10 protein-coding genes, 1 tRNA gene and 1 pseudogene are annotated in these 14,761 nt (G+C 70.4%); 7 read left to right on the top strand and 5 right to left on the bottom strand.

All coding sequences use genetic code 11. The features are described 5' to 3' along the window. Positions 1 to 117: 117 nt before the first annotated feature. Positions 118 to 1,048: pseudogene (locus IE305_RS02575) on the top strand (transposase). Between the two features lie 101 nt (positions 1,049 to 1,149). After that, a complete protein-coding gene (locus IE305_RS02570; RefSeq protein WP_190127685.1) occupies positions 1,150 to 1,929 on the top strand; it encodes a transposase in 780 nt (259 codons plus the stop codon). A 22-nt stretch (positions 1,930 to 1,951) separates the two neighbouring features. On the opposite strand, the gene IE305_RS02565 is transcribed toward IE305_RS02570, so the two are convergent. Both IE305_RS02565 and IE305_RS02560 read right to left on the bottom strand, forming a co-directional pair. Then, positions 1,952 to 2,833, bottom strand: a complete 882-nt coding sequence (locus IE305_RS02565) for a DUF5655 domain-containing protein (RefSeq protein ID WP_190127684.1) — start codon at positions 2,831 to 2,833, stop codon at positions 1,952 to 1,954. Between the two features lie 111 nt (positions 2,834 to 2,944). Continuing rightward, positions 2,945 to 3,832 (bottom strand): restriction endonuclease, encoded by an 888-nt coding sequence (locus tag IE305_RS02560; RefSeq protein ID WP_229890442.1) that lies wholly within the window; start codon positions 3,830 to 3,832, stop codon positions 2,945 to 2,947. A 453-nt stretch (positions 3,833 to 4,285) separates the two neighbouring features. On the opposite strand from IE305_RS02560, the gene IE305_RS32760 reads away from it, so the two are divergent. Continuing rightward, positions 4,286 to 4,552 (top strand): helix-turn-helix transcriptional regulator, encoded by a 267-nt coding sequence (locus tag IE305_RS32760; RefSeq protein ID WP_229890440.1) that lies wholly within the window; start codon positions 4,286 to 4,288, stop codon positions 4,550 to 4,552. After that, positions 4,552 to 5,769 carry a tyrosine-type recombinase/integrase gene (locus IE305_RS02550; protein WP_190127683.1) on the top strand — a complete coding sequence of 406 codons (1,218 nt, stop codon included), beginning with the start codon at positions 4,552 to 4,554 and terminating at the stop codon, positions 5,767 to 5,769. Before IE305_RS32760 ends, IE305_RS02550 begins: the two co-directional genes overlap by 1 nt. Before the next feature lie 196 nt (positions 5,770 to 5,965). Here the strand turns inward: IE305_RS02550 and IE305_RS02545 are convergent. Beyond that, positions 5,966 to 6,039, bottom strand: a tRNA-Pro gene (locus IE305_RS02545). Positions 6,040 to 6,315: 276 nt separating this feature from the next. Between IE305_RS02545 and IE305_RS02540 the strand changes: the two genes are divergently transcribed. After that, entirely contained in the window at positions 6,316 to 9,579 is a 3,264-nt protein-coding gene (locus IE305_RS02540; protein ID WP_373311496.1) for an amidohydrolase family protein, read from the top strand. Positions 9,580 to 9,603: 24 nt separating this feature from the next. Here the strand turns inward: IE305_RS02540 and IE305_RS02535 are convergent, their stop codons facing one another. After that, positions 9,604 to 10,455, bottom strand: a complete 852-nt coding sequence (locus IE305_RS02535; protein ID WP_190127681.1) for a chitosanase — start codon at positions 10,453 to 10,455, stop codon at positions 9,604 to 9,606. Positions 10,456 to 10,611: 156 nt separating this feature from the next. Between IE305_RS02535 and IE305_RS02530 the strand changes: the two genes are divergently transcribed. Continuing rightward, positions 10,612 to 10,992, top strand: coding sequence for a hypothetical protein (locus IE305_RS02530; RefSeq protein WP_190127680.1), 381 nt, complete (start codon positions 10,612 to 10,614; stop codon positions 10,990 to 10,992). Positions 10,993 to 11,027: 35 nt separating this feature from the next. Continuing rightward, a complete protein-coding gene (locus IE305_RS02525; protein ID WP_190127679.1) occupies positions 11,028 to 13,523 on the top strand; it encodes a DUF6185 family protein in 2,496 nt (831 codons plus the stop codon). Positions 13,524 to 13,532: 9 nt separating this feature from the next. Here IE305_RS02525 and IE305_RS02520 read toward each other — a convergent pair whose 3' ends face one another. Further along, the gene (locus IE305_RS02520; RefSeq protein ID WP_190127678.1) at positions 13,533 to 14,699 is read right to left on the bottom strand and encodes an MBL fold metallo-hydrolase; all 1,167 of its coding nucleotides are present in this window, start codon (positions 14,697 to 14,699) and stop codon (positions 13,533 to 13,535) included. Between the last annotated feature and the right edge of the window lie 62 nt (positions 14,700 to 14,761).

Raw genomic sequence — 14,761 nt, 5'->3', positions numbered from 1 at the left:
CCAGCCGCATCATGGAATCCCGCTTTCAGGCAGGCCGAAAGGGACCCAGCGCGAAAGGCTAACGATCTCGTGCACGGTTGGCCGTGGCGCGTCGGCTTCTTGATCGTTGTGTTCAGCGTGGTGGGGATCAGGGCGGCGATCGTTCGGAACCAGCGGGTCACGGGCCTGTCGTCGACGGTGCTGGCTGAACTCGTTGCCGAGCTCGGGCCGTTGTGGCACGAGCGACACCAGGCCCGGCTTGTTTCCCGGGACCGGAAGCGGGCTGTGGGTGCCGGGGCCCGGCACAAGCTGGTCTTCGTCGACCGGCTACTGGCCACACTCGTGCATCTCCGGCACGGCGCCACGCACGACGTGCTGGCCTGTTGGTTCGGCGTGGACCGCTCCACCATCACCAGGGCGATCGGCGAAGTCCGGCCACTGCTGGCCGAGCGAGGCTGCACTATCGCTCCCGGGATGCGGCTGCGAACGCTGGCCGATGTCGTGAGCCACCTGGGCGAGAGCGGTCGCACGGCCATCTTGGACGCGACCGAGATCCGGGTCCGCCGCCCCGCCCAGGGAACGGACGGCCGGGACCGCTTCATCTCGGGCAAGAGCAAGCAGAACGCCGTGAAGACCATGGTCCTCACCGATGCCGCCGGCAGGCTCTTGTTCTGCGGCGAGACCCGGCCCGGCAGCTTGCCCGGACATCACCCAGGCCCGCGAATCCGGGCTCATCGACCTCCTCGATACCGGACCCTGGGTTGAGATCCTGGCCGACGCCGGCTACCAGGGACTCGGCGCCCAGACCGGCGGCCAGGTCGTCACCCCGCCACACCGCAAGTTCCGAAAGAACCCGCCGCCTTGGTACGAGGAGATGCACGCACAGGCCAAGCACGCGCACTCTTCCCGACGGATCCGCGTCGAGCACGGCATCGCCCACCTCAAAAACTGGAAGGCCCTCGCCCGCCACCACGGCCGCCGTGAACAACTGCCCGAGACCGTCCAAGCCGTCGCCGCCCTGGTATCTCACCAGCAAAACGCAACCAGGCCCCTCACACACGCGGCCTGAAGACGGGTACGTCCGCGGTCGACGACGCGCCACGGCCAACCGTGCACGAGATCGTAAAGCCTGTCTCGTAACTCGTGGTCGGGTGCTGCGTTGAGCTGGTCATGCAGGTCGTCACCGCTCAACGCCGCGATCTCACAGAGGTGTTCACCGGGCTCCGCCCGCGCCAGTTCCAACGTCTGGTGCGGGCTGTCCACCGCAACGGAGGCCGGGCCCTGGACCCGGACCGGCCAGGCCGCCCATGGGCGCTGGCCCTGGAGGACCGGGTCCTGCTGGTGGCGATGTACTGCCGCACGAACCTCACTATGCGCCAGCTCGCCCCGCTCTTCGGGATCTCTCCTGCGGCCGTCGGCCGGATCATCAGCCGGCACGGGCCCCTGCTGGCCCTGGCCCCGGGCAAACGCAAACCCGGACGGCACCAGGTCCTCATCGTGGACGGCACGCTGGTGCCCACGAGGGACCGGACGGTGTCGGCCTCGTCGAAGAACTACCGCTACTCGGCGAATCTTCAGGTCCTGATCAAGGCGGACACCCGGGTAGTACTGGCTGTCGGCCGGCCCCTGCCGGGCAACCGCAACGACTGCACCGCCTTCGCCGAGTCCGGCATCAAGGACGCATGCGGCACTGCGACCGTCCTCGCAGACGGCGGCTACCAGGGCACCGGCGTCCTGATGCCGCACCGCCGTCAGGCCGGGCAGGACCGGCTGCCCGACTGGAAGGAACAGCACAACACCTCCCACCGACGGGTGCGCGCCCGCGTCGAGCACGCCTTCGCCCGCATGAAGAACTGGAAGATCCTGCGGGACTGCCGCCTGAAAGGCGATGGCGTCTTCTGGGCCACCAGCGGCGTCGCCCACATGCACAACCTCGCCCTCAGCCACTGATCACAGAGTCACGAGACAAGCTTTAGGCGGCTGCGTACCCCAGGCGGAAGAAGGGGACAGCGCGCTCAAGGTCTTTTTCCGAGCGGAGACGCAGCTCCAGGGATCCTGTTCCGTGATGCCCGATATCTGTCACATCACGGGTGAACCCTGGTATGAGGTCCACCTCTCGCGGGTCGGTATTCACGTAGACCAGTAGCTGCTGTTTGTGAGTACGGCTCACACACGCGAAATTCCTCAGTCTCCGGTACGCGCAATACTGCTTGCGGGCCACCTGCGCCACATCGTCGCCCAGCGAAATCAAGATCTCGTCGAGAGCCGATCGCAGTTCTTCAACAGCACCACGACGTGGCTGGGCCGGGATAGCAACAGTCCGATGACGGCGCGTCTGCCCGCCTCGTCCTGCAACGAACGCTACAGGCTCGAGGGCGAGCAGGTCGTTACCGAAGTACGTGTAGCGGACCAGGTCGATCGTGCGCTGGATCTCGCCGATGGCGTGCACGTCGTAGCGAGTGAAGTTCTCGGCGATGCAGATCAGCCTCGGATCGCTCCACAGCACCCGGGCCGCAGCAGCTGCCCCGAGACGCTCGCGGACCAGGTGCTGGAACTCCGCCTTGTGGTCGATCAGCCAGGACAGGTAGAAGAGGCCCTGGTTGATCACGCCTGCGTCCTGGCCTCGCTTGTACTCGATGATCACGGGCGCGCCGTTCTCGTCGAGACCGAGCGAGTCGATGCGGCCGCCGTGCCGCGGGCCGGTGCTGTACTCACTCGCCAGGAAGCGCACTTGGAGGAACGTCTCCATGTTCCTCTCGACCAACTCCTGCAGATGCCGCTCGCGCGCCGCCTGCCGGGCAGCAACCTCAGCCACACCACCCGCTCCGACGTGGAACAGCTTCAGGCTCGACACGTCCCGCCCCCCATTTCCTGTCTCCGCCTGTCATAACGTTCGGCAGAGACAAGATTGTTTCCGGCCGCGCGGCGGCGTCAAATCACTTCAGCGCAACGGCATGCTTCGAGCTCAATGCTTGGCGTGGTCACCATCGCTCAACGTAGCTGGGTTGCTCCTGCGGCGTAGAGACGCGTTCCACCGGATCAGCAGGAGCGCAGCTGCCAGAGTCAACGCGGTCACAGCCCCTTGCATGATGACCTCTGAGGTCTTCCCTCGCCACAGATTCGCATTGCACATCCAGCCCAGTGCGACGTCCACCAAGAACATACCCAGTCCGCTCGGCCAGAACTTGTGACGCCCCTTGGCCGCCACACCCCATGAGACGAGAATGCAAGGGATGACCATGAGGATGGTCGACGCCCAGACCCAGTTCGGAAGAGGGTCGAAACCAGGTGAGCCAGGAATGGCCAGTGCGATGCCGGCCAGCAGGAGGCCGAGAACTATTCGGCCGACGCGAGGGCTTGACCCCTTGGCTGTAGATGGCACCGTCTGTGGGGCCGCGGGCCCGGGCGGCGTGATGCGGGAAGGCGGCCGTGCGGCAGCGATGCGATGAGCTGGGGAGTTGACGGCATCCATCGAGCCGTCCATCTGGTAGACAAACAGGGCGATGTCGTTTTCCGCAGCGTAGGCAACGGCTGTCGAGGTATAGCTGCTGCCGGTGAAGAAGAGCAGCTGTTTACCCATGTCCTTGCCACGCGCTCCGAAGAGGCGCTGGAGCTCCGGACGCCCTACCGCCGCTGTTTGGTGCTTGACTTGCCCCAGTGCTCGCCTCGACCGCACGTCGATGCCGCCATCAGCACCGCCCGGCTGCGCACGGGCGTCTGTATAGCCCCAGTGCCGCATCCACGCTGCGGCATTGTGCTCAGCGTCCTGCCACGACTGGACTCGCCGGCCTGGGTTCGAGTGCCGCATCAGCGACTTCATATTCTCGCGCATCACGAGCTGCGAGTATTTCAAGGCGCCCGGCTACATCCACAGCCGGCCTTCGCCCCGCGGTCTACGCCTGCGCCTTGCGCCCGCAGCATCCCGGCTGAGCGCGGAGGAGGCCGCCGAGCTCGGCGGCCTCCTCCGCGCTCAGCCGGAGTTCATACGAGCCACCGAACCCGCCGCCCCCTTCGGGGGAGGTCCGGCGCAGCAGCGGCGCCAGGACTGCGGCCAGCTTGATGTGGCGAGGGTCCTTGGCGCTGGACCTTATAGCTGATGAATGCCGGTTAACCAAACCGGCGGCGGGCACACAGACTGAATCTCAAGGCGGTGTTCTCCGCTGGAGAACTCATCACCGAACGAGTGGACTTTCCACGGCGTGAACCTAATGTTGCGTCTCGCCGGAGAGCGGCCGATCAACCAAATCGGCATCACTCGCCAGGCTTTACCGCCACACCTTCCAGGCCCCGCCCATCCAGGAAATTCATGCCCCACCACGCACCACCCCACATACCCGCTCCCACCGCCGCGCACTGCAGCGAGCCCGAACTGCCGGCTGAGTCCTGGTACTCCACCGAACAGCTCGCCCGGATGCTCAACCTGGATCCGTCCACCCCCCGCCGGTGGCGTACCGCCCGCCCGCCCCAGGGCCCTCCCTTCGTCCGTCTGTCCCCTCGCCTGGTGGTGTACAGCGCCCGCGACGTCCACCGGTGGCTGGCCGACCACCGCATCGACCCGGCGCGGGCCGCCTGATGGTGCACGTCGAGCAACTGCCCATCGCCGTCCCCCTCTCCCCCGACATCGAGCACCGCCCCGATCGTCCGCTCCCCTACCGGGCGCGCGTCCGCTGGGTCGATCCCCACACTCGCGAACGCAGGTCCCTTTCCGAGTCCAGCGCCACGGTCGACCAAGCCCAGGGCTGGATCGACACGGTCACCGCCGCGTCGCTGCGAGGCGTCGACCCCAGCGTCTCCATGCAGCCCCTCGCGCAGTACGGCGACGCGAACATGCGACTCGCCCTGCGCGGGCTGGAGGAGAAGACCAAGGACCCCTACCTCGCCGGGTGGCGACTGCGCGTCGTACCGAGCCTTGGCCACATCCCCGCGACGCTGATCAGCAACGGCGCCGTCGACCGCAGTGTCTACGGCTGGATCGCCGACGGGGTGGGCCGCTCCTCGGTGAAGAACAGCCTGGCCGTGCTGGTCCGGGTGATGGAGCAGGCCAAGCGCGACGGCATCATCACCGTCAACCCGGCACGGGTCAACGGCTGGCAGGCCGAGTACAAGAAGGCCGAGGACGAGCTCGACGACCCGCGCTCCCTGGCGCTGTCCGACTGGGACACCCTCGTCTCCCTCGCCGATGCTCTGGTCCGGCGGTCCCACGGCCAATACCTGGGCTGGGGCAGCGTGGTGACCTTCGCCGCCTGCACTGCCGCCCGGATCGGCGAGGTCTCCGGCGTCAGGGCGCGCGACATCGATCCGGTGAACTGGATCTGGACCGTACGAAGACAGACCACCCCTGGGCCGGGCGGCCTGATCGACAAGGGCACCAAGGGCAAGATGGCCCGGCGCATTCCGCTGATCGAGGAAGTGCGCCCTCTGGTCGCGCAGCGGCTCCTGGCCGTCGGACACAAGCCCGACGCCCGCCTCTTCACCGGCCCACGGGGCGGGCGCATCACCACCGCCGTCCTGCGGGACGCCACCCACTGGGACGAGGTCGTCGCCGAGCTCGGCTACGAGCACCTGCGACGCCACGGCCTGCGGCACACCGGCCTGACCTGGATGGCCGACGCCGGCGTCCCCCTGCACGTCCTGCGCATCATCGCCGGTCACGGATCACTGCAGACCACCCAGCGCTATCTCCACCCCGATCTCCGGGCCCTGGTCGCCGCCGGCAGGTCCCTCAGCAGCCACCTGCGGGGCGCTCCGGCACCGTCCCGACCGCTGGCCGCCTCTCTCCAGGCGTTGTGAGAACCACACAAACACCCCAAAGCACTCATCATCTTGGTCCCCAGCGAAACAGGGTCTGATCAGGGGTTTCTTCCGGAGCGTGGTCCCCAAGCGGTCCCCGGGCGCCTGACACCGCATTAGATGAACACCGAACCCAGAGAACGAAAAACGCCCTCTGACCTGGGGTTTCTCCCAGATCAGAGGGCGTTTCTACGTGTCGGGACGGCGGGATTTGAACCCACGACCCCTTGACCCCCAGTCAAGTGCGCTACCAAGCTGCGCCACGTCCCGGTGCTCGTCCGGCCCGGGCTTTCGCCCTCGCCGACCGCGCATGAGAACAATACCGCACTCCGTGGCGTGGTCGCGCACACCCGGGCGGTAGTCGATCTTGGTCTTGCGTTCGTGACGGGAGCGTTACCCTCCGTCTCTGCTCGCCCAAGGTCCTCACTTGTTCAACTGTCGCACCGCCGCATGCCCGGCGTGCCACCATCACCCCCTGGAAACTCCCCCGGGAGCCCCCTCGCGCATCGCACCGGCACCCCCCGATCGCCCGACGCAGGAGGACTGTTGTACTCCAACGAGACCACCGAAACCGCGGACGCCACGGACACCAGGGGCGCCGGAGACGCCGTCGACGCCGTCGACGGGCGGTTCTCCCGGCGGAGATTCCTGCAGGCCACCGCCGGGGCCGCCGCCGTGGCCGGGGTGGGCCTTGCCGTGCCCGGTGAGGCCCTGGCCGCCGCCCAGGGGCCGGCGGGAACCGGGGAGGTCCTCTCCTTCCGGGAGGCCACCAACGGGGCCGCCAGCCTCTCGCCGCGCGGGGACCGGCTCGTCGCCGAGGTGCAGAACGTGCTGTGGTCGATCCCCCGCAAGGGTGGCGACGCCGTCGCGATCACGCCGGCCGATCTCGAGCCCACCCGGCCCGTGCACTCGCCCGACGGGACACGGCTGGCCGTGTGCGCGTACCGGGGTGGCGGCTTCCATATCTGGACGCTGGGCACCGACGGTTCCGGGCTGCGGCAGCTGACGGACGGGCCGTGGGACGACCGGGGGCCGGCGTGGTCGCCGGACGGGACGCGGATCGCGTTCGCGTCCGAGCGCGCCGGCGACCCCGTGGCCGGCAGCCCGTACCGGATCTGGGTCGTGGACGTGCGCAGCGGGCGGCTGACGCAGGTGACCGGGCTCGCCGGCCAGGAGGGGCCGGGGCAGGACGGGGCCTGGGAGGACTTCGACCCGGTGTGGACGCCGGACGGGACGCGGATCGCGTTCGTGCGCGGCCGGGTGCGGACCGCCGGGCTGGAGTCGCGGACCGTCGCCTCGGTGCCCGCCGACGGGCGCGGGCCGGTGCGGGTGGAGCACGCCGAGGCCACCGCCGGTACGCAAGTCATGACGCCCGCCCTGTCCCCCGCGGGGCGGCTGGCGTACCTGCGGACGACCGCGGCGCCCGGCGCCACGTGCACGCTGGTCGTCGACGGGGCGCCGGTGGCGGTGGGCGGGGACGTCGAGCCCGTGCCGCCGCGCTGGGTGTCGCGGGACGAGCTGCTGATCACCGTGAGCGGGCAGTTCCGCATCGTCCGGCCGGGCGCCCCCGCGCAGAAGCCCGAGATCGTTCCCTTCACCGCCCGCCTCCCCCTCGACCGGCCCCGCTACCGGCTCAAGAAGCACGACTTCGCCGACGACGGCCGCGCCCGCCCCGTCCGTGCCCTGCACCTCCCGGCGCTCTCCCCCGACGCCCGGCAGGTGGCGTTCGCCGCGCTGAACTCGCTGTGGATCGCCGACGTGGCCGGCGGCCGGGCGCCCCGGCGCGTCGTGACCGCCGACCCCACCCGCTACCTCCTCGGGCCCTCCTGGTCGCGGGACGGCCGTGCGCTGATCTACGTCGACGACCGCGACGGCCTGCTCGCCGTGCGCCGCCGGGACCTGGCCACCGGCGACGAGACCGTGCTGGCCGACGGCGGGCGCGTGCACCCGGCGCTGTCGCCCGACGGCTCCCGGCTGGCCTGCGTGGACATGTCCGGCAACGTCGTCGTGCGCGACCTCGCCGCCGCCACGGAGAAGGTGGTGGCCGCCCCGCTGGGCGCCGGCGGGCTGCCCGGCCGGCCGAGCTGGTCGCCGGACGGCCGCCACCTCGCCTTCTGCGACCGCAACCGCCTGAACCGGCGCTTCCGCGAGGGCTACAACCTCGTCCGCGTCGTCGACACCACCACCGGCACCGACCGGCTGCACGCCGTGGCCCCGCACGCCTCGGTCTCCGACCGCTACGACTCCGGGCCCGTCTGGTCGCCGGACGGCCGCTGCATGGCCGTGATCAGCGAGTCGGCGCTGTGGCTGCTGCCCGTACGCGCCGACGGCAGCCCCGCGGGCGAGCCGCGCCGGCTCACGGACGAGGCCGCCGACCACCCGTCCTGGTCGGCCGACGGCCGCCACCTCCTCTACCTGTCGGCCGGCAAGCTGCGGCTGCTCGACACCCGTACGAACACCACCCGCACCGTCCCCGTCAGTCTGGACTACCGCCGCCCCACCCCCGCCGACACCGTCGTCCACGCCGGCCGCTTCTGGGACGGCACCGGCACCACGGTCCGCGAGGACGTCGACCTCGTCGTCCGCGCCGGCCGCGTGACCGCCGTCGAGCCGCACCGACCCCGCCGTGCCGCCCGCGCCACCGTCGACGCCTCGCACCAGACCGTGATCCCCGGCCTGTGGGACGCCCACACCCACCCCTGGCAGTACACGTACGGCGGGCGCCAGACGGCGCTCCAGCTGGCGTACGGCATCACCACCGCCGTCTCCCTCGGCGGCTTCGCCTACGAGCAGGCCCGGCTCCGCGAGGCGATCGCCGCGGGCGCCCTCGCCGGCCCGCGGCTGCTCACCGCCGGCGAGCTCCTCGACGGCTCGCGCGTCGCCTACAGCATGGGCCGCGCCCACCGCACCCCCGAGGGCCTGCGCCGCTCGCTGTCCCGGGCCGCCGCGCTCGAGTGGGACTTCGTGAAGACGTACGTCCGGGCGCCCGGCTGGGTGATGCGCGAGGCCGCCGCGTTCGCGCACGACCGCCTGGGCGTCCGCACCGGCAGCCACCTCTGCTCCCCCGGCGTCCAGCTCGGCCAGGACCTGACGACCCACCTCCAGGCCACGCAGCGCCTCGAGTACGGGCACGCCGTGTCCGCCACGGGCCGCTCGTACCAGGACCTCGCCGAGATCTACACCCGCACCGACTTCCGCATGGTGGCCACCATCTTCACCTCGGAGCCGCTGACCGGCACCGACCCGGCCCTCGCCAAGGACCCGCGCGTCACCTGCATGATGCCGCCGTGGGACGTGGAGGCGGTGCGGCAGAACGCCGCCAAGGCCCCCACCCCCGACGAACTCGCCGACCTCCGGCGCGAGGTCGAGGTCTACCGCCGCGTCCTCGACGGCGGCGGAACCGTCGCCCTCGGCACGGACGCGCCCCTGGTGCCCGTCGGCCTGTCGCTGCACCTGGGCCTGCGGGCCCTGCACCGGTACGGCGGCCTCTCGCCCGCCCAGGCGCTGCGCACCGCCACCGTCCTGCCGGCCCGCACCTTCGGCGCCGACGGCGACCTCGGCACCCTGGAGCCCGGCAAGCTGGCCGACGCGACGGTCGTCGACGGCGACCCGTTCACCGACTTCGACTCCCTCGTCCGGACGACGTCGGTGCTGCGCGGCGGCGTGGCCTTCCGGCAGGAGGACCTGCTGCGGCCGTACGAGCGCGGCGGCGAGCCCGAGATCCGGCACGGCCGCCTCCACACCGACTGGCTGGAGGTGGGACGGCAGCTGCGCCGCGACACGTGCTGCGACCTGGAACACCGCCACTGAGCCGTACGCACTGAGTACTGAGCCCTACTCCTCGATGCGGTACGCGTCCCCGTGCGTGCGCCAGCGCAGCGGCGGTTCGAGGTCGAGGTTGCCCTCGTCGAGGAAGACCCGCTGCTCGGTGTCGACGCGACTGGTGTCGTGGTGCGGGTGCTTGGCGCGCATGGCCTGCGTACGCACGTCGAAGAAGGTCCGCAGGTACGTGCGCTCGTCACCGCCCTCGGCCGGGGTCCGGGCCCTGGCCAGGGTGGTGGCGCGCAGGCCGCGGAAGCTGCCCGCGCCCACCCCCGGGCCGTGCATCACGATCGCGTCGAAGTAGGCGAACTGGCCGAGGGCACGCAGCCCGTCGGACTTGGCGATGCGGACCGCCGGGTCGAAGTAGAGGCGGTCCCGTTCGTCCTCCTGCGCCTGCTGGAACTCCGGGTCCCGCGCGGCCCGGCGCCACGCCTCCTCGAACGGCGGCCCGAGGCCCGCGTGCGACGTGCTGCCCTTGACCTTGCGCAGGGCGGGCAGGAAGGGCTCCAGGGGATTGCCGGGGCTGCGCCGGGTGTAGAGCTCGACGACCCCGAGCATGTCACCGGTGCCGGAGCAGAAGCCGATGATGCCACCGGTGTAGCCGCAGCTGTCCTTGATGTCCTCGATGTACGCGAACTGGGCGCGCCAGTCGAGCGAGGAGTTCTCCGCGCTGGACAGCAGCCGCATGGCGATGTCCTTCTTCCGCGGGTCGTCGAGACCGGTCGCGGGTGTGGCCTGGGAAGCGTGGGCCGCACGGCCGACGGCGACGAGGGCCGGCCCGCCGCCGGCCAGGGTGAGCACGACGGCGAGGGCCACCGCGGCCGGCAGCGGCAGCTTCGGGCGGCGGGCGGCGGTGGGGGGCATGGGGGCTCCGTTCTGGCGACCCGTCAGGATCACGGGATCAGGGGCATCTCTTCCTTGCCGAGGCCCCGCCCGAAACAGCGACCTCTCGGTTGCACACCACCCTGAGTGAACATATGGTGACCATAGGAATACTGTGAGTAGCCATCGGAGGTAGTGGTGGGCACCGAAAAGACGAGTTCGAGAGCGGCCCTCCCGCCGTTCGAGCAGGCCGAGCCCCTGGGCCCCCAGGACGCGGCCTTCGTCCGGGACCTGATCGAGGTCCTGGACCGGCACGGGAACCTGGACCGCTTCGGCCTGTGCCTGCTGCACGACCACTTCCCCGTGGCCGCGGACGAGATCCTCACCGAGACGACCGACCACGAGGCGCGCACGCTCCACACCCGCGTCGAGAAGAAGAGCCGCACCCGGCACAACAAACCGTCCCAGTGGCGCTTCCTGCCCGACGTCCACCACTCGCGTCGCGACGAGTACGCCGGTGACCCCTACGAGGTCATCCTCGTGTGCGACCCGTACAGCGGCTGCCCGCCCCGGGGATGACCCGCCGCCGGGGGTGGCGGTGGCTCGCGCTCGTCGTGGTGCTGCTGGGGTGGTGGGTGGGTCAGCCGGCGGAGTCACGGGCGGCGGGGGCGGCGGCCGACTGCTCCCTTGCGCAGCCCGACAAGCTGCACGTGACGTCCAGGCTCGCCTTCCATCGGCAGCGCCCCGATTTCATCGAGGTGGAGCAGACCACCAGCATTTGGGGGACGGAACAGCAGTGGGGAGCCGACATCGCAGAGGCGCTCACCCTCAGCGCCGAATCTCCGAAGTACCGGGAGGCCATGCGCTGCCTGCTGACACCCAGAGGGCATCCTCCGGAGTGGCAGACCACCAGCCCCCAGGCGACCAAACACGGAGACCGGGTCACCCTGCACTACGAGTCGTGGAACCTGATCGATTCCGCCGGCCGTTTCACCATCGGTCCCTGGACGGTCGACGTCAGGCCCGACCATGACTGGAAAGCCGCCCTTCAAGCACCGCGAACCTTGACCGGGGCGTCCTGGGAAAGGATCGAGGTCGACCCGGGTGGCCTCGGCATCAGCGCTGCCCGTCCCGCCGGGGAAGCGGACATCGACCGGCACGGCAGAGCATGGAAGAACCATCCTCCACCCGTCGAAGCCCGATTGGTACCGCCGCAGGATTTCGCCCCACAGCTGAGCCCCCATGTCGCCTGGATCGGTTCCCTGGGCATCGTCTCCTGGTGGATCTCCGCATCCGGCGTGATCGCCACGTCGGCATGGCGCTTTCGCCGGAAGGCCGAAGGCACCCCCGAAAAGGCCGCCACCCGGGCTCTGACGAACACGGTTCTGCAATGGGCCGGGCTGAGCGCAGCGCTTGGCCTCACCCTCCTGCTGCTCCTTCGTTCGTCCTCCGGCGTGCATTCCTGGAGAGCCCTCATCGTCATTGCCTCGGGTCTTGCTCTTGTCCTGCTGGCAAAGCCGTGGTCGTCCTTCATGCAGGGCGCCGATGACAGCCGCAACGGCATCAAGGCACGCCATGCGATCGTCGCGTCCACCACTTCGGCGGCGGCGCTCGGCCTGCTGGTCATCGCGGCTCCCCACCTCTTCGGCCTGGAGTGGAACCTCACGCCGACCGTCCCGCCGACGACCTCGGCCATTGTCGGGCTGGTCCTGCTGAACCTGTCCGCGCTGTGGCTGTGGCTGACCGCCATCGCCGCCTGGGCCTGGCGTTTTGCGAGCGAGGGAAAACTGGGCGGCGCCGCGTGGGGAAGCGGGGTCAGGCATCCTCTCCGCCGCATCGCCGTCATCGGGTCGTCACTCGCCGTCCTGGCAGCGTTGCTGGTGGCCTGCCGCCTCCTCGCCTTCGAATTCATGTGGGAACGCGCCGACTGGCTGGGGCAGGCGCGGGCGCTCTTCGGGTCCGGCTACACGGGCGCTCTCGGCCGGCAACTCGCGGACTTCGCCTCCAGGGGACCGCAGTGGGTGTACGCCTACACCTGGATGCTGACGGGGATCGCCCTTGTGGCGCTGTTGCACAGCAGTTCGCGGACCAGACCGGACACGTCCCTCGGACCACAAGGGGTGGATCTCCTGCTGGTCACCGGCGTCTTCGCCATCATCGTGGCGCTGAGGTCGGCCCTGTTCGCAGGCAGCGTGGCAGCCCTGTACGGCCTGTGGTTGCCGCTGAACATGGCCGCGCTCTACGCCATGGTGAAGGTGGGACGCAGATGGTCGGTTCTGGGCCGGGTGAGCCACAAGGCGGAGAAGGACTGTGTCGTCGCCGAGTTGAGCACCCCGGCCGGGACCCAGCGGCTGATGGACGACGCCCGCAAGTGCCGGGACCTGCTCCACCAGCTCCACCTCGTCGACCACGGGCGCAAGGGGGATGCCGACAGACACGGCCTGGAGGAGCAACTCCGCTCCCTGCACGACTGGCGCCCCGGTCGGTGCCGCCACAACTGCCTGCCGGACTCCGTGTCCATGGTGGACGTCGCTCTCGGCTGGGGTCCACACCCACGGTGGTGGGAGAACGCCCTCAACGCCGCTCGCTGGGCGGCTCTCTTCGGCATCCTCCCGAGCATGGTCACCGCCTGGTACGCGAAGGCCTACGGGCCCCACCACTGGGCTCACACCCTCAATTCGCCGGTCGGTATTCCGGACACCGCGGGCACGTTCCTGGCTCAGGAGATGTCCTTCGCCGGCGCCGGACTCGTCCTGGGTGCGTTGTGGCGCGTGCTCCCTGGGGAACGCGGGCCCGTACGGGCCTTCTACTTGTTCGTCGCCTGGCTCGTCCCCATCGGTGTGGTGGCCGGGCTGGATCTCGGTATCGGCCACCAGCAGCTGGGCGAGCAGGTCCTGTCCATCATCCTGATGCTCATGGTGCTGACCCTGACGAGCATGTGGATGGACACCGACACGTTCAGCCGGGAACGCCCTTACTGGATGAGGCGCCTCGGCCTGCTGGCCTCGATCTACCACGTGCACGGGCTCTCCGGACAGCTCGCCTTCCTCTTCGCGCAGTTGGTGGCCGTGGTGACCATCTGGAGTCAGATCATCGCTGTGACCAAGTGACCGCGTGCATCACCTGTCCCCCACCAACCCCAACTCCCCCGTAGCCCCCGTCCCCACCGCCACCTCCACCGTCCCCGGCCGCCACCACGGGTCCAGCAGCAGCCCCTCCGCCGGCTCGAACGGCTGGCCCGGTCGCGGTACCACCACACGCGCCCCGTGCTTCTCCGCCGCCGCCACGCTGCCCTCCGCCGGTTCCGCCCACGGGTGGGGGGCCAGGCTGAACGTGCCCCAGTGGATGGGGAGCATCACGCCGGTCGTCGCGTCGCCGCACTGGAGGTCCGTGTGGGCCCGGAGGCCCTCCTCCGGGCGCATGTGGATGTCGGGCCACAGGTCGGAGTACGCGCCCACCTGGATCATCGTCGCGTCGAACGGCCCGTGCCGGTCGCCGATGTCCGCGAAGCCGGGGAAGTAGCCCGTGTCGCCGCTGTGGAACACGCGGTGGTCCGGGCCCGTGATCACCCAGGAGGCCCAGAGCGTGTGCTGGGCGTTGCGCAGGGCGCGGCCGCAGAAGTGGCGGGCCGGGGTGGCGGTGAGAGTGAGGCCGGCGACCTCGGTCTGTTCGTGCCAGTCGAGTTCGGTGATGCGGGCCGCGGGCACGCCCCAGTGCTCCAGGTGGGCGCCGACGCCCAGCGGGACGACGAAGGTGGTGCCGGTGCGGGCGAGCGCCCGTACCGTGGCCATGTCCAGGTGGTCGTAGTGGTCGTGGGAGATCACGACGGCGTCGGGGCGGCCGGCCTCGGAGAGCGGTACGGGTACGGGGTGCAGCCGGCGCGGTCCGGCGAAGGGGAACGGGGAGCAGCGCTCGGACCACACGGGGTCGAGGAGGATGCGGGCGCCGTCGATCTCGGCGAGCACCGTCGAGTGGCCCATCCAGGTGAGGCGGAGCCCCGAGGCGCTGGGCCGGGCGAGGTCGGCGACGGTGGTGGGGTGGACGGGCACGGCCTGGGCGGGGGCGCGGCGGCGGCGTTCCTCGGCGCTGAAGTAGCCGGGCAGCAGCCGCAGCATGGACCCGGCGGGGGTGCGGCGGGGGCCCTCGGGGTTGACGAAGGCGCCATCGGCGAAGTGCGGCGACCGCCTGATGCGCGCCAGGCGCTCCCCGGTCGGGTCGGCGCCGAAGGCGGCCGGGCGCAGGGAGTCGAGCGGCGAGCGCGGGCGGGTGGGCCGGGAGCCGGACACGGCACCTCCAGGGCGTCGGGGGTCTTCATTATCGGTGCCGTGTGGATCTTCCCGACGCCCGC

It is taken from the genome of Streptomyces mashuensis, from assembly GCF_014654785.1.
GTDB lineage: Bacteria > Actinomycetota > Actinomycetes > Streptomycetales > Streptomycetaceae > Streptomyces > Streptomyces mashuensis.
Note: the sequence above shows the minus strand (reverse complement) of the source record. Positions and strands in the feature narration are given on the sequence as shown.

Bases quoted from the DNA above. Each gene is read 5' to 3' on its own strand.
- IE305_RS02535 (WP_190127681.1), bottom strand. From the start codon at position 10,455: ATGCCCCCCACCGCCGCCCGCCGCCCGAAGCTGCCGCTGCCGGCCGCG.
- IE305_RS02570 (WP_190127685.1), top strand. From the start codon at position 1,150: ATGCAGGTCGTCACCGCTCAACGCCGCGATCTCACAGAGGTGTTCACC.
- IE305_RS32760 (WP_229890440.1), top strand. From the start codon at position 4,286: ATGCCCCACCACGCACCACCCCACATACCCGCTCCCACCGCCGCGCAC.
- IE305_RS02550 (WP_190127683.1), top strand. From the start codon at position 4,552: ATGGTGCACGTCGAGCAACTGCCCATCGCCGTCCCCCTCTCCCCCGAC.